The organism is Vibrio sinensis, assembly GCF_003605645.1.
GTDB lineage: Bacteria > Pseudomonadota > Gammaproteobacteria > Enterobacterales > Vibrionaceae > Vibrio > Vibrio sinensis.
The window spans coordinates 477,252-499,689 of sequence record NZ_QVMU01000001.1 but is presented as its reverse complement, the minus strand read 5'-3'; the positions used below and the strand labels follow the sequence as shown (position 1 = coordinate 499,689).

The 22,438-nt window shown below is 41.2% G+C and carries 20 protein-coding genes; 10 read left to right on the top strand and 10 right to left on the bottom strand.

Annotation, left to right across the window (positions count from 1 at the left end; all coding sequences use genetic code 11):
* Positions 1–35: 35 nt before the first annotated feature.
* A complete protein-coding gene (locus DZ860_RS02030; protein WP_120029235.1) occupies positions 36–317 on the bottom strand; it encodes an HlyU family transcriptional regulator in 282 nt (93 codons plus the stop codon).
* A 114-nt stretch (positions 318–431) separates the two neighbouring features.
* Entirely contained in the window at positions 432–794 is a 363-nt protein-coding gene (locus DZ860_RS02025; RefSeq protein WP_120029538.1) for a late competence development ComFB family protein, read from the bottom strand.
* 286 nt (positions 795–1,080) lie between these two features.
* On the opposite strand from DZ860_RS02025, the gene DZ860_RS02020 reads away from it, so the two are divergent.
* Entirely contained in the window at positions 1,081–2,247 is a 1,167-nt protein-coding gene (locus tag DZ860_RS02020) for a GGDEF domain-containing protein (RefSeq protein WP_341537388.1), read from the top strand.
* A gap of 14 nt (positions 2,248–2,261) precedes the next feature.
* On the opposite strand, the gene DZ860_RS02015 is transcribed toward DZ860_RS02020, so the two are convergent.
* Both DZ860_RS02015 and DZ860_RS02010 read right to left on the bottom strand, forming a co-directional pair.
* Positions 2,262–3,245, bottom strand: coding sequence for a Solitary outer membrane autotransporter beta-barrel domain (locus DZ860_RS02015; RefSeq protein ID WP_243641788.1), 984 nt, complete (start codon positions 3,243–3,245; stop codon positions 2,262–2,264).
* Between the two features lie 144 nt (positions 3,246–3,389).
* Entirely contained in the window at positions 3,390–4,346 is a 957-nt protein-coding gene (locus tag DZ860_RS02010; RefSeq protein WP_439333091.1) for a GGDEF domain-containing response regulator, read from the bottom strand.
* 147 nt (positions 4,347–4,493) lie between these two features.
* On the opposite strand from DZ860_RS02010, the gene DZ860_RS02005 reads away from it, so the two are divergent.
* Positions 4,494–4,931 carry a DUF3069 domain-containing protein gene (locus tag DZ860_RS02005; protein WP_120029233.1) on the top strand — a complete coding sequence of 146 codons (438 nt, stop codon included), beginning with the start codon at positions 4,494–4,496 and terminating at the stop codon, positions 4,929–4,931.
* Between the two features lie 123 nt (positions 4,932–5,054).
* Here DZ860_RS02005 and modC read toward each other — a convergent pair whose 3' ends face one another.
* Genes modC through DZ860_RS01985 form a run of 4 tightly spaced genes read right to left on the bottom strand, consistent with a single transcriptional unit; the run spans position 5,055 to position 9,074 of the window.
* Positions 5,055–6,161, bottom strand: coding sequence for a molybdenum ABC transporter ATP-binding protein ModC (gene modC, locus DZ860_RS02000; protein WP_120029232.1), 1,107 nt, complete (start codon positions 6,159–6,161; stop codon positions 5,055–5,057).
* Positions 6,158–6,856, bottom strand: a complete 699-nt coding sequence (modB, locus tag DZ860_RS01995; protein ID WP_120029231.1) for a molybdate ABC transporter permease subunit — start codon at positions 6,854–6,856, stop codon at positions 6,158–6,160. Before modB ends, modC begins: the two co-directional genes overlap by 4 nt.
* Positions 6,856–7,608, bottom strand: coding sequence for a molybdate ABC transporter substrate-binding protein (gene modA, locus DZ860_RS01990; RefSeq protein WP_120029230.1), 753 nt, complete (start codon positions 7,606–7,608; stop codon positions 6,856–6,858). Before modA ends, modB begins: the two co-directional genes overlap by 1 nt.
* On the bottom strand, positions 7,605–9,074 hold the full coding sequence (locus DZ860_RS01985) for a cobyric acid synthase (RefSeq protein WP_120029229.1): 1,470 nt from the start codon (positions 9,072–9,074) through the stop codon (positions 7,605–7,607). Before DZ860_RS01985 ends, modA begins: the two co-directional genes overlap by 4 nt.
* Before the next feature lie 240 nt (positions 9,075–9,314).
* Here DZ860_RS01985 and DZ860_RS01980 point away from each other — a divergent pair, with 240 nt between their 5' ends.
* The 7 genes from DZ860_RS01980 (at position 9,315) to DZ860_RS01950 (ending at position 17,940) form a co-directional block, all read left to right on the top strand.
* A complete protein-coding gene (locus tag DZ860_RS01980) occupies positions 9,315–9,833 on the top strand; it encodes a hypothetical protein (protein WP_120029228.1) in 519 nt (172 codons plus the stop codon).
* Between the two features lie 492 nt (positions 9,834–10,325).
* A complete protein-coding gene (locus tag DZ860_RS01975; RefSeq protein WP_243641787.1) occupies positions 10,326–11,672 on the top strand; it encodes a TackOD1 domain-containing metal-binding protein in 1,347 nt (448 codons plus the stop codon).
* The gene (locus DZ860_RS01970) at positions 11,665–12,984 is read left to right on the top strand and encodes a glycosyltransferase family 2 protein (protein WP_120029226.1); all 1,320 of its coding nucleotides are present in this window, start codon (positions 11,665–11,667) and stop codon (positions 12,982–12,984) included. The genes DZ860_RS01975 and DZ860_RS01970 overlap by 8 nt, the downstream gene beginning before the upstream one ends.
* A gap of 5 nt (positions 12,985–12,989) precedes the next feature.
* Positions 12,990–14,036 (top strand): HlyD family secretion protein, encoded by a 1,047-nt coding sequence (locus DZ860_RS01965; RefSeq protein WP_120029535.1) that lies wholly within the window; start codon positions 12,990–12,992, stop codon positions 14,034–14,036.
* Positions 14,037–14,354: 318 nt separating this feature from the next.
* Entirely contained in the window at positions 14,355–15,575 is a 1,221-nt protein-coding gene (gene glgC / locus DZ860_RS01960; RefSeq protein ID WP_120029225.1) for a glucose-1-phosphate adenylyltransferase, read from the top strand.
* Positions 15,576–16,089: 514 nt separating this feature from the next.
* Positions 16,090–17,238, top strand: coding sequence for an iron-containing alcohol dehydrogenase (locus tag DZ860_RS01955; RefSeq protein ID WP_120029534.1), 1,149 nt, complete (start codon positions 16,090–16,092; stop codon positions 17,236–17,238).
* Between the two features lie 66 nt (positions 17,239–17,304).
* Complete coding sequence (locus DZ860_RS01950) at positions 17,305–17,940, top strand: lysoplasmalogenase (protein ID WP_120029224.1); 636 nt, start codon at positions 17,305–17,307, stop codon at positions 17,938–17,940.
* Here the strand turns inward: DZ860_RS01950 and DZ860_RS01945 are convergent.
* Positions 17,928–18,449, bottom strand: a complete 522-nt coding sequence (locus DZ860_RS01945) for a GNAT family N-acetyltransferase (RefSeq protein WP_120029223.1) — start codon at positions 18,447–18,449, stop codon at positions 17,928–17,930. The genes DZ860_RS01950 and DZ860_RS01945 overlap by 13 nt on opposite strands.
* A 4-nt stretch (positions 18,450–18,453) precedes the next feature.
* Positions 18,454–21,342: a TMAO reductase system sensor histidine kinase/response regulator TorS gene (gene torS, locus DZ860_RS01940; protein WP_120029222.1), complete on the bottom strand. Its 2,889-nt coding sequence runs from the start codon at positions 21,340–21,342 to the stop codon at positions 18,454–18,456.
* Positions 21,343–21,404: 62 nt separating this feature from the next.
* Here torS and torT point away from each other — a divergent pair, with 62 nt between their 5' ends.
* On the top strand, positions 21,405–22,427 hold the full coding sequence (torT, locus tag DZ860_RS01935) for a TMAO reductase system periplasmic protein TorT (protein WP_207890593.1): 1,023 nt from the start codon (positions 21,405–21,407) through the stop codon (positions 22,425–22,427).
* Positions 22,428–22,438 lie beyond the last annotated feature (11 nt).

Genomic DNA, 22,438 nt, shown 5'->3' with positions numbered 1-22,438 from the left:
CATTTTTTTATGACACTTATCAAATTAGGCCATATTCAATCAAAAATACTACCGTTCATCTGATCAATGTAGAGTTGTGCTTTCTTTAACATGAAATCATTGGCATCTTGTTCATTTGAAAGTACATCTGAGCGAATAAAACGGTGGCTTTTTAATTCATCATTAATAAGGCGCTCTATTCTGCCCGCTATACGGTATTGCCCAGATTCGCTTAGAGCCTCTGGATAGATCAAAAAGCCTTTATATTCGATTGGTTCAATACATTGAGTTGTACTTTCTTTACTTTTTGTACCGAAAAGTCTCGAGAATAACCCCAAAATGTTCTCCTTAATTGATTTGACGTTCTGCTATTAAATTACTCGAAATTATCAATGGGAGCGATCTTTACTTGATCATTAAACATTAAATCAACAAGCACAATAAATAAACGATTAAGATTTAGGCAATATTGGTTTTTCGAACCACTCAAGCTCTGATTCTTCATCATAACCGGAGTGATTAAATACGGTTGGTACTTCCTCCTCTCTTGCAGAACGGCGATCATTTAACACTAATGATTTCGCGGCGATAACCGCTGTTTCGGCCGATTGCTTTAGTTTCAGTAAACGGCTCTCACTTAATGCGGCAAGGAAATCGATATCGTGGCGAATATAAACTGGGCGTGTTTGATTCAGCGCTAAACAAGCAAGATCGGCTAACTGTTCAAGGGAAAACTGATCTCTGTATTCATCTTGCTCTAATACTTGACCGACTAGCGTTTCCATATAATTGTGCACATCGACACTAATTTGCATAAATACTTCTCCCAGTTCATGTAAATACACCATGAGTATAGAGAAAAAAGCAATTTTACCAACCCAACAAAAAGTTAATTCTTGTGCGCAGTTCATACTCTTAATTGTTTTTCTTGACCTTCACGAGTAAATCGCTTGGAAAATGCTAAAATAGCAGTATTCTTTAACGATCTTAATATCGTTTCTTATTTCAAGCGAAGGCTGGTTAATGTTTCTTTCTGTGGTTGCGTCAAGTTGGTTTCGATTAACGTTTCCCTTATTGCTCATTACAATTCTTTGGTCTGGAATGAATCATCTCATTTCATTCACAATAGATAATCCTGACACGATCACTAATTTACCTTACGTATTGTTATTTTCATCAATACTAATCAGTCACGCCTTTAAACAATGTCGAATCGCAATGGTTTCAACCGCGCTTTTTTTGACTTATTGGATTATTCAAAATCGACTGCTAGGACCATTAGACTCAGATACAACGTTAATTGAATTTTCACTACTTGCTACATTATTACCTATTGTCTGCTTACTAACGTACGCTTTCAATAATGGATCTGTTTTCAGCCGTAGCTATCTTTTGTTTTTAGTGACATTGTCACTCATTGTCGCGATAAGTTATCTTGTGATTGAAAACTACAACAGAGCGCAGTTTAGCGAGCTTCGAGAGACCTTTATGTACATAATGCCCACGGTATCTCAGATCCCATGGGTACTGGTCATCTATTTAGTTGGGGTTTGTTTTTGCAGTGCTATCTACGTTTTGATGGACAATCGTATTATTGATGTGGTCGTCTATTCGTCGATTTTAGTCGCCTCGGTTACCTTTGTGTTCTTTCACCTACCATTTATTTCGAGTTTTTTGTTTATTCTTGGCGCTACATTGATACTCATACATCTATTTTCAGCCAGCTATGCCCTAGCATTTAATGACCGACTTACTAATGTCCCTGGTCGTTTAGCTCTAGAGTCAGACTTAAAACATCTGTCACGTAGATACTCGATCGCAATGGTAGATATTGACCACTTTAAACAATTTAACGACACATACGGTCATGATACTGGCGATGACGTTCTTAAATTAGTAGCGAAGAAACTTCAAGATGTTGGTGGACGAGCGAGAGTTTACCGTTACGGGGGTGAAGAGTTCACCATCATTTTTAAGCGAAAAGAATCAGATGAAGCGTACCTATTTCTCAATGAATTGCGCACTAGTATTGCCAATTACGATTTAGTTTTACGTGATATTAAATCACGCTCAAAAAATGATAGCCTTGCAAATAGAGTTCTTGCAATCAACGCAATCGACAATACTAAAACAGCAAATCTAACCGTCAGTATCGGCGTCGCTGACAGCAGTCGACATAATAACGCAGAATCAGTAATGAAAGCGGCTGACCGTGCGCTTTACCAAGCCAAGAACTCGGGAAGAAACATCGTTATAGTGGCGAGATAGGCCATCAACATGCTCTAATCTTGATTGAAAAATAGAACAATACTACCGCCTTTCAAGGCACTGCCATAATTGAAACTCAAACCGATTCCGATGTTCTCAATCCAATCGGACTCAAAAGGCGGCGTCATCAACCAACCAATCGATGTCTCATAATAATAATGGGTACCAAGTGGCTGAGTAGTGTCTGCACCCAGGTCAACTCTTCTCCAATTAGTGTAGATAGTTTGCAAGCTTCGATTCCATTGCGTGACATTGTAACGAAGACTGATGCCATTAGCGATATACCAACCCTCTGGATTACCAATCTCTCCCTCGTTGGCACTTCCGCCTCCGAAACCGTAAAAGTAATGCGCTGAGCTTTCTATTCCCCAGCTCCCCCAATCCTTTCGTTGCAAATAATTAACCGTGATATGTGGTTCGACTGAGACAGCCCATGCGCTTGAGTTAAAAATCAAACCATCAAGTAAAGGCTTAACCATCGAGTTCGAAAATTCACTGCGATATTCGTGTTCATTGCGAAAGTATTGCAGATGCGTGCCTATTCCTGGCGTGATAGTCCAATTATCGGAAATTTTATTGATATATCGATACGCGACAAACCCACCAAGAATATATTCCCGTTGAAAATCATCTTGATAGCTGTCATCGATCTCATAATCTTGTTGAGACACAAGAATTGAAGCTCGGGTAAATATTTGATGCCTTTTAGGGCTAGCAGAATCAGAGAGTTCAAAGGTATATGGCAAGGTTGTGACTGCAATTTGTTGACGCAACTCTATGGAGTCTTCACTACCAATTTCATCTGAGAGATCAAACCAATCGTTGGGGTTGAAATCCTGAATTCCCAACGTCAACACATCGCTATCAGTCATAACAACTGCAGCGGAAAACGCTTGTTCTAAATAGCGTTGAACATTTGGATTGCTTTGAGCTTTACCTGCATTAGGTATAACCACAAAAGATGAGACAATTAGCGGGAGATAAATTCGGCTGTTCACAAGACCATACCAAGCTAAATAGGAACAGAAAGACCATTGGCCTTTCAATCGATTAATAATTCATTCTCAATTGGAAACGACATCCCTATCTCACTACTTTTTTATTCGTTAGTACAAAGAGCTAACATAGGTTTTAATCTCTGATTACTCTTCTAACACAAAGCAATTTTTTCCCTTATGTTTTGCTTTATATAGTAGGTCGTCTGCTTTCTTATAGAGAATTTCTGGAGATTCATACCCTTTTACCAAAGGACTTATTACGCCCTGTGATAAAGTCACCCAAGGAGACGTATCGCTGTACTTATGTTCAATACACAACAGTTCTAATTCAGATTTGATACGCTTGGCGTGTATTTCTGCTTGGTGCAAATCTGTATGGTCGAGTAAAACTACAAATTCCTCACCACCATAACGACCAACAACTTCACCTTTACGGCCAAACAATCCCATCAATATTTCAGCGATAAGAACCAGACATCTATCCCCTTCAACATGACCGTAATTATCGTTATACGCTTTGAAGTTATCGACATCCAATAGAATGATACTTAGCGGTAACTGATGTCGCCCATGAATAGAGATCATATCTTTTAAGTATTTGTCGACGGCTCGTCGATTTAATAATTTTGTTAAACCATCTTCTTTGGCCAATTGCTCTAAACGAAGGTTTGCGTTTTCCAATTCCTTTGTTTGTTGGTGCAGTTTATGACGCATCTCAGCAATACGTTGCATCGCGGTAAGCTTTGAACTCAATACGATCTGATTAACAGGTTTGATTAGGTAATCGTCGCCACCAGCATCAATCGCTTCTTTAATCATAGTGGGCTCATCATGGCCGCTAAGGAAAATGATCGGGATCCATTCTTCTGGGTAAAGTCGGCGAATTTCTCTTGATGCATCAAAACCATTCATATCTGGCATCGTAATATCCATAAGAACCAAATCTGGGGAAAACTCAGGGTAAACAGCCAAGGCTTGCGCACCAGATTCAGCATGTTCAACCAAGTGGCCCAGCTGTTTAAGCCGAATAGCAAGATGAATACGTTCCATTTTAACATCATCCACCAGCAGAATTTTCATAGATGATTCTGTCGCTTCCACATGCATTCCTTTGAAATAATTTGATTAGGTTATCGCCCAGTTGCTTATTAAGCATACTCCAGACCATAACAATCATCCACTAAGGTTGACATTTATCGTAGACATTTTAGGATAGCGCCGTTTAATACCTAATTAGAGATAAATACGATGTCTGACGTTAATCAAAATGAACAAACTGTAATCGATCTTGCGACAGTTTCAGCTGAGCTTCGCCAAGTTATTGAGTTTGATGGTGTACCAGAAGCGATGTACAACATGGTAACGTCAATCCACGAAGTGTCTGAAGACTCTGTACGTGAATACTGGGATGCACTTCCTAATAGTGCGCAAAATGTTCTAGATAACTTTGAGCAATTTCATGCACTAATTTCTGTTAGCCAAGCATTCGCTGGTGTTAATGTGATGGAAGAATTTCCAACGATTAAATTACCTGAGGGCATGACTGACGAAGAAAAAAGTGAATACCGTTCACAGCTTCTAGATCAAGTGCTTCATAACTGTGTTAAAGACATGGTTAAGCAAATCAAAAAAGCGCGTCGCGACCCAATTCTTAAACGTGACTTTACCGACGTATTTGCAAAATAATTGCTGTTAATCCGATATCCTTATCGGTAACGCTGTTGTTTAAATAAATGCCGCTTTTATAGCGGCATTTTTTATGTCTGAGGAAACTGACATCCTTTGAAAAAAAAGTCATGTGAAAGTGCGTTAATGAGATAAAGCGATATCACGCTGTGTAACACTCACGCCTTTTATCTGTGCGTAGACCTGCATACCGACTTCTAGTTGTAAGTCATCTTTCGCCCATACGGTAATCGTTGCCCATAGATAACATCCTTTAGCTAGGCAAAGTTTCACAGAGACACTTTGACGAGCATCGCCATGAGTCATGGTTTCCAATGATTCAATCCGAGCAAGCAATATGTTACGAACAGAACTACGCTCAGGTTTATCCAGCGCAATAGAGACGTCATTGGCCCTTACTTGTAAACGGACATGCGCATCTAGGGGGACATCTACCTTTTGCACCCATAAAACAGCTTCAGGCGCCAATTGGACGCAACTTAAGGCATACTCGTGGTTATGGCTAAGTAAGCGAGCTTCAAAGAGAGAGCTTTGTTCAGAGAAAGCCTGCCAAGGTCGTAACTCTGGCGAGGACCACACTTTCTCGACTGGGCCGGATATAGCGACTCGTCCATTTTCAATCACAACAAGATGCTCTGCTAGACGTAATACCTCATTTAAACTATGAGAAACATACAAAATCGGAATTTCGACGGTTTTTGCTAGGTGCTCTAAAAATGGCATCACTTCCCTTTTCCGTGGCAAATCTAATGATGCCAAAGGTTCATCCATCAATAAAATATCCGGTTGTGAGAGTAACGCTCTGCCTATAGCAACACGCTGTTTCTCGCCTCCAGAAAGCTGGATTGGAAAACGATTCAGTAATGGTTCTAACTCTAGAAGCGCGACAATCTTATCGAACTCATTTTGATCAAAATCGGACACGCCATACAGTAAATTACCTTTAACACGGTAGTGAGGAAATAAGCGTGACTCTTGAAAAACATAGCCAACTTTCCGTTTGTGTACCGGAATGTTAATACGCTGTTTAGAACTGAATAAACAACGTCCGTTAATCACCACTTCGCCAATATCTGGCGTCGAAAGCCCGGATACAACGTTAATGAGCGAGGTTTTCCCCGCGCCAGAGCGACCAAAAATAGCACTAATACCTTTACTCGGTAGTGTGACGTTAATATCGAACTGGTTGTCACCTAGCGTTTGTTGGTATTCAATCGTGAGCTTACTCATTTAACCGCTCCCAATCTTACTGAACAGCGGCGAGTGAGCCATTCTGATGCCATTAATGATGCTAATGCGATAGCAATCGAAACGATACACAAGCGCATTGCTTCATTTTCTGCGCCAGGCGTTTCAATAAACGTGTACATCGCTAAAGGGATGGTTTGAGTTTCTCCAGGTATATTAGAGACAAAGCTAATAGTGGCACCAAATTCGCCAAGGCTACGAGCAAAGGAAAGCATGGTACCAGTAATGATTCCCGGGATAGTCAGCGGTAATGTAATGGTGACAAAAATTCGAAATGAAGACGCGCCAAGCGTCGCTGCCGCCTGCTCTAACTTAGGATCAACGTTTTGCAAGCTGAGATGAATAGCTCGCACCATCAAAGGCAACGCTACCACAATACAGGCCAAGACAGCGCCTTTCCAATTAAACGAAAATAGAATACCGAACTGTTCGTACAACCAGTGGCCTATAAAACCTTGTCTCCCCATTGAAATTAGTAATAAATAACCAATGACTACAGGTGGCAGTACCAATGGAAGATGGATAAGGCTTTCTAACACACTTTTACCAACAAACTGGGTGCGAGCAAGGACCCAAGCGAAAAATATACCAATGGGAATAAGCCACAGGATCGTATAACTCGCGACTTTAAGGCTCAGCAACAAGGCTTGGTATTCGTATTCAGTTAAAATTGGCATTACGGTTGAATAAATCCATATTTTTGTACAATATTTTTTGCATCATCACTTTGTAGAAATTGAACAAAGCTCTGTACCGATGGCTTCGAATTCAAAGAAGCAATGGGATACATTATCGGGTCATGACTTTGCGATGAAAACTGATAAATACTCTTCACTTTATCAGACAATTGCGCATCCGTTTTATACACAATTCCGAGTGCAGCCTCATTTCGCTCAACTAACGTCAGAGCAACACGGACGTTACTTGTTGGCGCCAGTCTCATCATTAACGCCGGCCATACTTGTAGATTTTCTAGAGATTGTTGAGCGTAAATACCAGCAGGTACTGCATTGGGTTGAGCAACAGCTAAACGTCGATCCCCTAATGCAGAAAGCCATGCCTGTTTATCGGAGACATCAAATGACTCACTACCGTCAGTCGGGGCAATCAGCACCAACTCATTATATAGCCAAGGTGTCACTTGCTGCGCATCGATAATTTGCTTGTCTTTAAGGTATTGGACCCAACGGACATTCGCGGAAATATACACATCCGCAGGAGCTCCATTTTCTATTTGACGAGCTAAAGAGGATGAACCAGCGTAAACTGCCATCACTTTATCGTTTGTTGCCTGTTGATAATGATTGATCAACTCATTCATTACATTGGTCAGCGAACTCGCAGCATAGACCCTAACATTGTCGCCAGCATTAGCGGTAGAGCTCAAAAAAGCTAAAGTCGATAAGAGAAGTAATAAGAACTTATTCATGATTGTATTGTTTCAAGATCTGGCCACAATAGTGGTAAATTTAAATGAGATTCAATCGCATCAGCAATCCGATTAATAGCATTTTCTTGGATTTGTGCGTGGTCTATAACAGCGATATCTTCTTCCCCTGCCCAACGACAAACCAGAGAAAGAACTTCTGAAGAATCAAAAAAACCATGTAGGTAGGTACCAAAGATCTGATTACATGAACTGATTGCGCCATCCATTTCTCCGTTATTTAAACGAATCGGCTGCTCATCATCAACCTGTGAGCGACCAACATGGATTTCATATCCTTTAACACTTGCGCTAATGCCGTCTAATGTCAGGGTTCCCGACGTTTGAGTTAACGCTTTATGCAGGGTTAATTCTGTTACGTGATTGAGTAAACACAACCCTTTGCTTTCTCCTGCTTGCCCCTCGACGCCATGAGGATCACAAATGCTCTGACCTAACATTTGGTAGCCGCCACAAATACCGATAACTTTACCGCCCAGACGCAAATGACGTTTGATGTCCTCCTCCCAGCCTTGGCTTCGTAAATAAGCAAGATCATCACGAACAGATTTAGTCCCTGGAAGAATAATCAAATCCGCATGGTCGAGTCGCTCACCTTTTCCGACATACCGAAGATCTATATCTGGGTTTTGGCGCAATACATCAAAATCAGTATGATTACTAATTCGAGTAAAAACTGGCACGACGACTTTAAGCTTACTATTGCCACGTACTTGCTGGTTGTTTATCGCATCTTCTGCTTCTAAATCGAAACCATGTAAATAGGGCAATACGCCAATGACAGGCTTACCTGTTTTTTCTTCTAACCAATCTAGGCCAGATTGAAGTAGTGTTATATCACCGCGAAACCGGTTAATAACAAAACCTTTCACTCGCGCCTGCTCGCTCGGCGAAAGCAAGGCCAAGGTTCCATATAGATGAGCAAATACGCCACCACGGTCAATATCTGCAATAATAATGACAGGTACATCTGCTTCTTCAGCAAAGCCCATGTTGGCAATATCATTTTCACGTAGATTGATTTCAGCCGGACTACCAGCCCCCTCAATCATTATACTTTGATATTCATCTTGCAAACGGCCAAATGAATCCATCACAGTGTTCATCGCGACTTTCTTATAGTCATGATAGCCCGCCGCTTCCATATTGGTAATAGCATGGCCTTGTAGAATAACTTGTGCACCGGTATCGCTATTAGGTTTAAGCAATACGGGATTCATATGTACGGTCGGTTCAACATTTGCCGCTGCAGCTTGAACCGCTTGAGCTCGCCCGATTTCGCCTCCATCTTTGGTCACAGCGCTATTTAGTGCCATGTTCTGAGGCTTAAATGGGGCAACATTGATCCCCTTTCGGGCTAAAACGCGGCACAGACCCGCCACTAATACACTCTTACCGGCATCAGAGGTCGTTCCCTGTACCATGAGTGCTTTTAAAGTCGACTGCATAATGTACTCAAATTAAATGCTATTTTTCTCAGTCCATCATAGCCACTTTTAGAAGAATGTCTCACAAAATGTATATTCCTCTAAGGGTTACTGATGACTTTTTCTGTCAAAGGCTGGGCTTTTACATGAATTGTACTTTTCTTAACCACTTACTCGATGGCGTATCGAATAATGATTAACATGCGGCTTAGATTTTGCTTAACTAGATGAATCAAAACTTCTTTTACTCGGACTTTTACTTTGAAAATACGCTCCCTTGTTGGTTTGCTTGCTACTGTAGGCATAACCACGCCTGCATTTGCTAATAACTTTAACTATAACTACATCGAATTTCGAACCGCAATGGACCCGCAAATTTCTGGTGTTGAATTCAGTACGTTAATGACCGAAAACACACACTTGATTGCTCGTGCCGATAGCCGATTCGAAAAAGACTACGATCTTGCCGCAGGTATTGGGTTTAATGGACCAGTCAATCAATTCATCGACGTGTTCGGCGAGTTGCTTGCTCATCATATTAAATACCCTGAAATCGATGGCGGTCATACAGAAACACAAGCCGAAGTGAACATTGGTCTGCGCGTTTGGTTAGCGGATCAACTTGAATTTACCACTCGTGGCGGCAAAAACGGCGATCGTTCTGTTTTTAATGCAGGATTTCGTTTCCACTCTACTCAGCAACTTTCGCTCTCAGCAGAAACACGTAATTCCGGTCTATATGGCCCACAAATCGCGTTATCTGTACGTTTCCAGTACTAACCACGTTTACGCATTCAGTCTTGATTTGCGTCTGAATGCGTTTCTCACCTCATTTTTCCACCTAAACATTACTCAGCCTTTATCTTTTCAGACCAGGGCTCCTTAAAAACGATATCCGTTTGAAAAACATACCACTTCAAAACACACACGTCAGCATTATGGCTAGTACCGCAACCTCATCATAAACTGCGCAAAAAGCTTCAGCTTAAGCCCGTATATCCCTTCTCTAATTTCACCACCAGCGAAAATAATTCCAAGTAAATATTTATAGCAAGTTATCGTTATGATGCTACTTTGTAAATTAAACGGCAATAAAATGGCACTTTCTACAACATATATCACTACTCACCTTTAATTCTCAGAATAATCAATAAATTATTCTCAAATTTGAAACGTTGAGTACAGGTATACTCGCCCCGTTGAATACAACGTGAAACATGTTGTAACAATACAAAACATATAAATGCATTTAGTTTCAAAAGGACACTCATTGTGAATAAGTATCAAATGTATGTGGTTGGTAAAAATTTCAATTCAAACAAAGATCAGTTTGATCATGATGCGGTGTTTCTTGAAAATATCGAAGATCTAACATTTGAGAAACCAAGTGTGTGCATTCTTGCATTGGATGAAATCAAACAAGATCAGGCGTTGATGTATATACATAGCACTTCATCTGCTTGGAACTGGCTAATCTTTGTGGAGCACCAAAGTCGTTTAAGCCCATATTTATCTGATGGGAAGTGGAATATAGGCCGCAGTGAACTTATAGGTTTGCATAACACAAAACTTACATCAATCCCCGACGATCCAGCCGATAAATTATTGGCGTGGTTATGGCTCGGACAAGATAGAGAGTTGGATGCGCTTTGTGATACCAGTAACAATGAACTCTATTACTATCCGTTAGTTCGTTGCTATTTCGGCGAAGACAAAACTCCTTTCAACTATCTAAACATTGAAGAAAAACAAGGGTATTTAACAAAGAGTCACACCGTAGATAAGGTGAGGTTTTGTCCCAGTTGTCAAAGTGGTCATCAAAACTATACCGAGACCTGTCCATCGTGTAAAAGTACCGATATCGAAGAGACCATTTCACTGCACTGCTTCACTTGTGGGCATGTGGGTAAACAAGACCAGTTTATGCGCCGTGGTAAGTTAGAGTGCCCTACTTGTTTGACACAATTGCGTCATATCGGGGTTGATTACGACCGACCACTCGAAAACTATACATGCTCTGACTGCAACTTACATTTCGCTGAGGCCATTGCGAGAGCAAAGTGTTTATCCTGCCGCTCTATTCATGACATCAGTGAACTTATCACGCGTAAGATCAATACGTATCGAGCAAGTGAACAAGTAAAAACCTTGATGATGTATGGCCGTGGTACTGGTAGCCATCATTTAAATCTAGATGGCTTAATTGATGATCGTTCATTTTACAACCTCCTTGTCTGGACAAATAAGCTAGCGATCCGACATGAACTCAATCACCTATTATTTGGAATTCAACTTGTTGGTATTGCTGATTATTCGCAGCAAGCCGGTGAGCACAATGCTGTTCAATTAGCCGATCAAATATCCAATGGATTTAATCAGCTAATGAGAAATACTGATATTTGCTGTCAATACAATTCCGACATGATTCTCTTATTGATGCCTATGACTCCCATCGAATCTCTGGAAATACTAAAAGATAAAATTAACGATGTTGCTCAGAAGATTGATACCGATTTAATCACACTAAACGTGCGTATTCTATCTCTACCTGATAAGACTTTAACCGACGATGCACAAGAGTGGTTGTTCGACAACTTAAAGGCTATCCCCGATGAGTGACTTCCTATACATCGTTTATAGTATTGTCGGAACAGTGACGTATAACGGGGAGCTCCTTTTTGCGTTTGTTCCGTTACTTATCTTAATTGAGTTGCCTCTTTTGATTCTGGTCTTTACTGGTGTATTTCGCTGGGCACTTGAACAAAATAGTGATGATGAAGAACCTTGTATTTACCCAACGATTAGCTTTGTCATTACTTGCTATGGGGAGGGAGATGCAATTGCTCAAACCATCGATACCCTCGTAGAACAAATCTACCCCGCCAATATTGAAATATTAGCTGTCGTTGATGGTGCGGCGCAAAATACAGATACCTATCAAGCGGCACTGAATGGCGTCAAACGCCACTTTGGTCACCCAATGCGAACGGTTAAAGTTATTCCTAAATGGCAACGAGGAGGACGCGTTTCGACGTTAAATGCGGGGTTATCCGAAGCAAAACACGACATTGTGATTAACGTAGATGGCGATACCTCTTTCGATAACGACATGGCGCTCAATATGGCGCAACAGTTTTCGGACCCAAATGTTCTCGCTTCGGGTGGTGCTCTACGCGTGCGTAACTGGAATAGTAATTTTTTAACGCGAATGCAGTCCCTCGAGTACATGCTATCTATGCAAACGGGGAAAACCGGCATGGCTAACTGGGGTGTTCTCAATAATATCTCAGGTGCATTTGGTGCTTTTCGTCAGCATGTGATTCGTCAAGTGGGAGGTTGGGATACCCATACCGCAGAAGATTTAGATTTAACCATGCGACTTAAGCAATACAAAGGCCGATACCCGAATAGTCGACTAGCCTTTACCCCTCATGCCGTCGGTCACACCGATGTACCTGACACGTTGAAGATTTTACTGATGCAAAGACTAAGGTGGGATGGCGACCTCTTATTTCTTTTTTTAAGAAAACACAAAGATGGCTTTAATCCTCGTTTGCTTGGATGGGGAAATTTCATTTTCACTTTGATTTATGGTGTAGTCCAAAACGTATTACTCCCATTGTTAATGACTCTTTTTTCCATTTATCTTTTTGTGACGCTTCCCAGTCAATTAGTCATGGGTATATTGGCTTGTTTATATTTCATATACCTATTTTTTATTGTGATGACATTTATTGTCTATTTGGGCTTGGTGTCTGAACGCACAAAAGAAGATAGTAGAATGGCTATCTGGCTACCATTCTATCCGTTCTATGCGCTATTTATGCGGTGTGTCACTGCATTTTCCATGATCAATGAAGTAACAAGGCGAAGCCATGAGGAATCTAGCATGGCTCCGTGGTGGGTATTGAAACGAGGCAAACGGTTTTAAATATTATGAAAGTAGAATTCCATTTAAACAAACAAAAGAAACCTACTGTCGACAATGGCATGAAGGTCATTTATGGCAATGCCAAACGTGGTGGCTATAAATTACGTTGGTACGCTATTTTAGCGTTGGTGATCAGCCCTATTCTCTTAATGCTGTATTACCTGTTTCAACAATATGTCTTAACAGTGGCGCCAGGTATTATTACTTCAGATCCGGTTAGATTGACAGCGCCACAAGATGGAGTTGTCGCCAGTATTAATGTCACTGACGGCGCTTCACTATTTGCCGGACAAGATTTAATCAAGATGAGCGATAGCGTTCTTGATCAAGATATTCATTTTTTAAGAACAGAACTTAGAAAGCTTAACGAAACACTGGATCACTCAGAACAAGTGAACTTAACCTCTTACTTATCTGCAATAGAAAGTGCCCAGAACAATTTGACTCAAATAACTCAGGTCAAACAAAATTACGAAAAATACCGTAAGCAAGGACAAGTATCACAGGTCGACTACGCCGCAATACTAAACTTGTATAGCGATGCTAAAAATGCCGTTTTTCAAGCTCAAATCATGCTTGAAAATGTCAAGATTGAAGATCAACAAAGACGCGCAGCTGGTAATATCGCTCAACTAACGCGCTCATTAGATCAGCAATTAGTCACCAAGCTTAGTAAATTTGATACCTTAGCAATTCGTTCTCCTTACGACGGGTACCTCGTTGAAATGATTGCTTTGGTTGGGCAACGTGTTGAAAAAGGCGATACACTTGCGGTCGTTTCAACTAATCAACAGCCATTTGTCATCACTTATCTCGCGCCAAAATACATTGCAAAAGCGGAAAAGAACGCCAAAGTTACGATTATTTTCCCAAACGGAAAACGTATGGATGGTACCGTTTCTTTAGCGATAGAAACCGCATCTAAACTGCCTAGCCAGCTCACTAAACCTTTTGAGGGGGCTAAAGCTTTCTTAAAAGTAAAAGTGAGTTTCGATGAAAAATTGGACAACCATGTTTGGGTTGAGGGTATGCCAGTCGAAGTTCAATTTTAGTTAGTTTTATTTGCGTTGTTGATTAACGGCAGCGTTTTGATTGCTAAAAACACGTTTCAAGGATGAGGATATCTACCTCATCCTTTTTTATTGTCATTTATGCGTACATACCTTGTGTATAGCCCACCCGTTGCCTTAATTTAGTGCAACAACCAAAGTCTTTGCACTACAACATGACATAGATTTAACTCTAGATAACTGCAACGCCAGCTAATTTGCAGCTTTCAAACTGGCGCAAATCTTGTACTACTCTGATAACTACTCCATTTCATTGTATTGTCTCAATGAAATGACTGACTGACTAGTTTGGGAGAAAAAATGCAAGATACACTCGCCGTCATACTCGCTGGTGGAATGGGTTCAAGGCTAAGTCCTCTTACCGATGATAGAGCCAAGCCTGCTGTCCCTTTTGGAGGTAAGTATCGAATTATCGATTTTACTCTGACCAATTGCCTTCATTCTGGCTTACGCCAAATACTGGTATTAACACAATATAAGTCCCACTCATTACAAAAACACTTACGTGACGGTTGGTCGATATTTAACCCTGAACTGGGTGAGTTTATTACCGTAGTTCCTCCGCAAATGCGTGGGGGTGGTAAGTGGTATGAGGGAACTGCCGATGCGATTTATCATAATTTATGGCTCCTTACTCGAAGTGATGCCAAATATGTCGTCGTTTTGTCTGGAGACCATGTCTATCGTATGGATTATGCCGCTATGCTTGAAGAACATAAGCGCAATGAAGCTACCCTCACCATTGCATGCATGGCGGTACCAAGAGAAGATGCTCATGAGTTCGGGGTTATGACTACAACAACCGATCAGCGTATTGTCGAATTTAGCGAAAAACCGACAGATCCAGCTTCTATTCCAAGTAATCCAGATAAAAGCTTAGCGTCAATGGGGATCTATATTTTTAACATTGATGTGCTCACTCAAATATTAAATGAAGATGCTGATAACCGCGACTCTGATCATGATTTCGGTAAAGACATTATTCCTAAATTGATTCAATCCCACCCAGTATATGCATACGACTTTTGCAGTGACAAAGGCCGTGTGGCGCGCGATTGCTATTGGCGTGATGTCGGGACTATTGATTCATTCTACCAGGCTAATATGGACTTATTAGAGCCTATCCCACCGATGAATCTCTACCAAGCCGATTGGGCTGTACGTACATACGAAGTCCAATATCCACCAGCGAGAACCGTGTCATCAGCAACGGGTAATGAGGGTATTTTTATCAACTCTCTGGTCGCTAATGGTGTGGTCAATTCTGGAGGTTCAGTCCAACATTCGGTTGTGTCGAATAATGTACGTATACACGACTCCGCTACCATCGTCGACAGCATCTTATTTGATGGTGTCGATGTCGGTGAAGGGTGCCAACTCGTTAATTGCATCATAGACAAACACGTGCAAATTCCACCTCATACGCAAATAGGCTTAAACCGAATTGAGGATGCAAAACGTTTTCATATCTCAGATAAAGGCATTGTTGTCATACCCGAAAGTTATCAGTTTGACGTTTAAATCAATGTTCATCTGTCATTGTTAATACACGATTGAGCGTAAGCATAATGAAAATCCCAACGGACTAAATAGTTTAGATCGTTGGGATTGATGAAGATTGACTAGATCTTCTATAGGGAAAACATCACGTAAATGAGTAATGTTAAGATCATTATGGCGGGTGTATTAGTAAGAAAACAGTGTAATTGTGAAAAGAATCCTTTCCCTTTTTTTAATTCGTGCTTTTCTTGCGTCAGTCAATGATTCCAATATTGAATGATTTCTATTCATCTATGGTATGCCGTTAAGTAATACGAGTATAGATGAACCATTAAGGCTAAAAAGAAAGACCAAAATGACTTGTCACCAAGTACAAATTGCAGTACCTATAATAACTGGTCTCCTAGCCCGTCTCGTTTAAAAAACCTCACGAGATCAGTTAGGCATAAGTGTCATTCTTTTTGCTTACTAAGCGCAAACTGAGATATACGGTTTACTATAATTCACTCCCTTAGAGAGAGACAAAGCAATGTCGATGAAATTCTCCTACGTTAACCCGACTCAAATATTTTTTGGTCAAGGCCAAATCCAAGCCATTTCAAGTGCTATCCCTGCTGATGCAAAAGTGCTGATGATTTACGGCGGTGGTTCGATCAAGTCGAACGGAATATATCAACAAGTTTCTGATGCATTAGCCAGTCATGAATGGATGGAATTCTCAGGTGTTGAAGCCAACCCTACGAAAGAAACACTAGATAAAGCAGTTGCACTGGTTAAACAGCATGGCATCGATTTTATTCTGGCTGTCGGAGGTGGTTCTGTCATCGACGGTTCTAAATATGTTGCAGCTTCAGCTCATTACGATGGGGATGGATGGGATATCTTAACCGGAGCTCATCAAGTAACATCTGCGACGCCTCTTGCGGCTATTTTGACATTACCAGCAACCGGGTCTGAGTCTAACTCTGGCGCGGTTATCACCAAAGCAGAAACTCATGACAAACTTGCGTTTTTATCTCCATTTGTACAACCTAAATTCGCTGTACTTGATCCGGACGTAATGAAGTCTTTGCCTGAAAAGCAGTTACTAAATGGTGTGGTCGATGCTTGGGTACATGTTTGTGAGCAGTACTTAACGTTCGTTCACGATGCAATGGTACAAGATGGATATGCTGAAGCGCTACTTCGTAACTTGAAAGAGCTTGGAGCAAACTTTGATAACCGTGATAACGATGCGTGGCGAGCAAACCTTATGTGGACAGCAAACCAAGCATTAAATGGTCTAATTGGTTCTGGTGTTCCACATGACTGGGCAACACATATGCTTGGTCACGAGTTGACTGCTCAATGGGGCGTTGATCATGCGCGATCACTGGCGATCATCCAACCATCGCTATTGAGAAATCAGATCGAGACCAAACGAGCTAAACTAGAACAGATGGGGCGTAATGTCTTCAATCTGCCACAAAGTGATGATCTCGCGCTTAAAACCATTGATGCTATCGAAGCCTTCTATCACAGCCTTCACGTACCAACAAAACTCACTGAATACGGTGATGATAAGCAAGCTGCCATCGATAAAGTCATCAGCCAGTTGGAAAAACATGGCATGACGAATTTAGGTGAGCATCAAGCGATTTCAATTGCTCATAGCCGAGATATTCTCAACCTCGCTATTGCTTAATAATCAACATCTAAGTAGTCTTTCCACGGCAGCAATTGTGCTGCCGTTTTTGGGAAGTAGCGGAAAATGTGGCTAGCAATAATTACCTTTAGTTTGATACACATTGCCTCTATCGACCGAGGGCCGCGTTGGTTATTCTATTTCTCTAAACCTATCCCCATTTTTTTCTTATCACTTATTGCGTACTCGCACGTTTCTCCGAATGACACATTCCCCGTATGGATTGCATTAGGACTTTTACTATCGATGTGCGGTGATCTTTTCCTTATGCATCCCAAGGACAAGTTTATCGCCGGGTTAAGCTGTTTTTTTTGTGCACACCTCAGTTATGCATACGCTTTCTTGTCGATCTCAAACGTAGATGGTCTTAACTGGATTTTTTATTTACTCGCCGCGATTGGCGTTATCATTTATTTGCTGTTGTTACCCAGTCTGGGTGAGATGAAATCTGCGGTTGGGATTTATATTTTTGCTATTTTATTAATGGCATGGGGCGCCATTGATTATTGGGCTACGTACCCCATTCAATCAGCAGCACTCGGGGCGTTCGGAGCTATTATCTTTATTATTTCTGATATTGTTCTAGCCCTTGATCGATTTCGTTCTAGTTCTGGTTTCAGCCGACATGTTGTTATGGTGACGTATTACACTGCACAATGTTTAATCACGCTGTCGGTTGTTGTGCGTTATCAAAACTGGTAGTGAAAAATCAGATCATCATAGGCAATTCCGCCAATTTGATAGGCGTTCACTTCCCGCTCAGCGAGTATAAATCCAGACTTTTCTAGTACCTTAGTTGAAGCAAGATTACCATCTGTCACGATGGCGATTATTTTTTTTACGGGCAAAGATTGTTTAATATAATCAAGCAATGCCAGCAGCGATTCTGTCCCTATTCCTTTACCATGAAATTCAGGTAACAGTAAGTAACCCAACTCGATCTCACCCTCCTTTCTTGCTGTCACACAAAGTCCTGTGACACCAATGGGAACATTCGATTCTTGTTCAAAGATACCCAAACAAAGCCAATGATCAGATTCCCATGTCCAGTTGGGTAAACGAGAGTGAAATCGTTGTAAGATCTCTTCCTCTGTTGGCGGATCAAAAGCATAACGAATCACATCTGGCTCTTGATGCAAACGAAGAAACAGTGGCCAATCTGACGGTGTTATTTGCTTCATGACCAAACGAGGTGTGACAATATAAGTCATTAGATCATCCCACGTGGCTAAGTAGTGCTTGCTTTGAATGCTCTAACACTTCAAGTAATTCACTACGTTGATTTAAATACTCTTCAATCGGCTGTAAAGAGACCTCAACCACAGCACAACGTTCAAGTAATGCATGCAAACCCAAACTACCCGCGGAACCTTTTAGCTTATGTGCCATTTGCTTAACTTGAGTGGGATCTTTCTCTTTGACTGCTTGTTCAATCAGTGAAATCATTTCATCTGAACCATCAATAAATAACTTCACAATACCGGCCATACGTTCTTTCCCAAGAACCTGCATATCTTCTTTTATCACATTTTCATCGATAAGCATTTTGTGTCCTGTCTTTATCTGTTTATCTGTTGGCTGATTTAATTGTAAAGGCTTACCCTCTAAGCTATCTGCAATTAAATGACACAGTGCGTCTTTATCAATTGGTTTCGGTAGATAACCATCAAAGCCAGAAGCTAGATAGCTTTCCACTTCTTCATTGTAGACATGTGCCGACACTGCAACCATTGGTGTTGGTGGCTCATCGCTGCGCATCTCTTGTTCCATCTCTCGTAAGGCTTGGCGTAATTCCAAACCATCACAATCAGGTAAATTGATATCGAGTAGAGCGATGTCAAATCGTTCCTGGTTAAATATCTCTCTCGCTGACTTACCATCAACCGCTATGGTTACATGGTGTCCGCAACTGGTTAAGAATCCTTCTGCAACCATGCAGTTCACCGGGTTATCTTCGACAAGCAGAACTTTTGCGCACAGGCTGTTATTTATAACGACATCTTTGACGATCACTTCTTGACCAATTTCCAAAGGAATAGCAAACCAAAAGTGACTTCCCTCGCCTACGACTGAATCTAAACCAACCTCTCCACCCATCGCTTCGACGATACGTTTACTGATCGCTAAACCAAGCCCCGTTCCACCTTTGGCACTTAGCCCACCAGAGGCCTGACTAAACGCATCAAATAGACTTTCTTGCTCTTGGGCGGAAATTCCCATGCCTGAATCATTGACTTCAAACACGATGCGATTATCTGTCATAGGATCGAGCGATACGTAAATATCAACGTGTCCTTGATCCGTAAACTTAATCGCGTTGCCGACCAAATTAGTCAGTACCTGACTAATGCGCGTCACATCACCCAACCAAAACTTCTCGACATCACTTTCAATAAAACAACTAAAATCGAGCGACTTCTCAAGTGCTCTGCCTTTTAGTAGTTGGTGAACATCATCCACCATGTCATAAAGGTTGAAATCAACGGGACGGATCTCTAAATGCCCAGCTTCAATTTTAGAGTAATCCAGTACGTCATTTAGAATCGCTAATAACGTTTTACCACTTCGGTTAATGACATCAACATAATAACTTTGTTGACGATTAAGGCCGGCATCTTGAAGTAATCTCGCCGTACCTAATACACCATTCATCGGTGTGCGTATTTCGTGACTCATGGTCGCAAGAAATGCTGATTTAGCTCTGCTCGCTTGCTCTGCTTGTTGACGCGCTTGCGCGTGGTTCGCTACTTCTTTATTTAACCGTTGGTTCGCTTGTTGAAGTTGATATGTACGCTCAGTGATGAGCTCTTCTAAATGCTCTTTATGTTCTTGCAACTCACGCTTCGCTTTAACTTCGCTTTCCGCTACTACCTTTAGAGCATGCGCTGTGTTACGTGCTGTAATAATGGCTTGTCCCATATGGGCAAGTTCATCATTTCCCTTAACGGTAATATCAACTTTCAACTGACCTTGCGCTATTGATGAGAGTGCCATCGAATATTCGTTCAAACGTTTCAATACGGAAACATAAACGACGCGCCAAACAATCAATACCACAATTAACATACCAAGCACGGTAATAATGGTTAATGACAACTGGGCGTAATTCAACGTTGTTTTCAACTCATCCACAGCTCGCGTAGTGGATAAGTTAGAATCATCAACCAAACGGTTAACGGTACTGTTTAGCATCGAAAACTGATTCAACGTCTGATCCATTAAGGTCTGCATTTCTTGTTCGTTATCGTAACGCTGCAATAAAACGTCAAAAACGACAGCGCGTTTGTCTAATTTATCCAACAAATCTGCCATCTGAACTGAACGAGTGGGATCTTCCACCGCTTTTACACGACGCTTCATTATCGAAAGGTTATCCTTAAACTGTGCTCGAATTGAGTGGATTCTGGCGACATTAGAAACGGTACGAGTTTCTTCAATCAAATTGAGCATTTTAAAAGACAATAAATGAAGTTCATGTAGGCGCTCAGATAGATCGAGGTCGACCTCGACTAGAGTATCAAGCGCTTTATACGCTTGTAATGTCTGCTTCTTTTCAAGCAAATCATAAATATGTGTTACGTTCGCCACCGCAATGGTGCTCGTATTGGAAACTTGTGTTCGAGTCAGTTGCTCAAGGTCTTGAGCAAGTGTACGCATATCTGTGACTCGAACATTGAGATCTTCTGCGAAAAAGAGCTTCTTTTCGACCATGATGCCTAACTGTGCAAGCGTATCAATGATCTTCTGGACACTTTGTTCCAATGTAGAAAGTAATAGGGAGTCAAACTTATCCGCCCCCAATTCTTTTATGTGTTTAAGTAAGCTCTCTAGTTGGCTAAAGAGCATTTTTCCCGACGCCTGACGTTCTCGTTCAGTTCTCGCATTAGAGAGGGTTTGAACAGAAGATATGATGCGTGAACTTAACTCGGCGACTTGACGGGCTTCTATCATCGATGGAATTGCAGAATTCACTACATTGCGCTCAGTTTTAGCAACCGATGAAAAACCAAACACGCCGATGACTGATGACATTAATACCAACAAAGCCATAGCAAGAAATGCAAAAAGTAGCTTACGGCCAATGCTTGCTTTAGCTAATAACATGAAAAATGATCGCTTCTTAACTCCAGAATAATGCGGTATATTTTGCAGTGTTTGTCTTATTTATGCTATCGAATTACCACATGCGTCCTAGTTATCTTAAAAAAATATTGCTTCTTTCTGCTTTTAGCTTATTAAGTGGCACTTTCACTACATCAGTTTTAGCCAAAGAGCCTCACCGAATCTGCGCTATTTATCCTCACCTCAAAGATTCTTACTGGCTCTCAGTTAACTATGGCATGGTAGACGAGGCTAAAAAGGAAAACGTTGAGTTACGAGTCCTAGAGTCTGGTGGTTACCCAAATAAAGACAAACAGAAAGAGCAACTCTCGTTATGCTCTCGTTGGAACGCCGATGCGATCATTCTTGGAACTGTCGCTCCCGATATGTATTACAACAATTTATCAAACTATGTCGGAAGCACTCCTGTTTTCGCCACAGTGAATAAACTTTGGGTAGACCAAGATAATGAACGCCTAATCAAAGGCGAAGTCGGTGTTGATTGGTATTGGATGGGTTACTACACCGGCGAATATCTAAAGCAAAAACACCCAAAAGGTTCAGGCATTACCAACATTGTGTTATTACCGGGTCCAAAAGCTAGTGGTGGCACAAAACCTGTCATTAAAGGATTGCTTGCCGCGATAAAAGATAGCGATATTCGTATCGTTGATACGTATTGGGCTGATAACGATAAAGAGCTACAACGTAACTTTGTACAAAAAGCAATTGATAAAGATAACATCCAATATATCGTCGGTAGTGCTGTCGCAATTGAAGCTGCAATCAGTGAATTACGTACCTCTGGAAAGACTGGTAAGATCGGGTTAATCTCAACCTATCTTAGTCATGGTGTCTACCGTGGTTTACTTCGTAATCGAGTTGAGTTTGCCCCTACAGACAAAATGGTTCAACAAGGAAGACTTTCTATCATGCAAGCGGTTAACTATTTAGAGAATAAACCGTTTGAACGTAACGATGCACCAATCATAGAGGCTCTGACACCGAATAAACTCAATAAACAGGTTGTCGCAGATTCCCTGTCTCCGTCGGAGTTTCGCCCAACATTTAACGTATCTAACAAATAAATTTAGGAAGA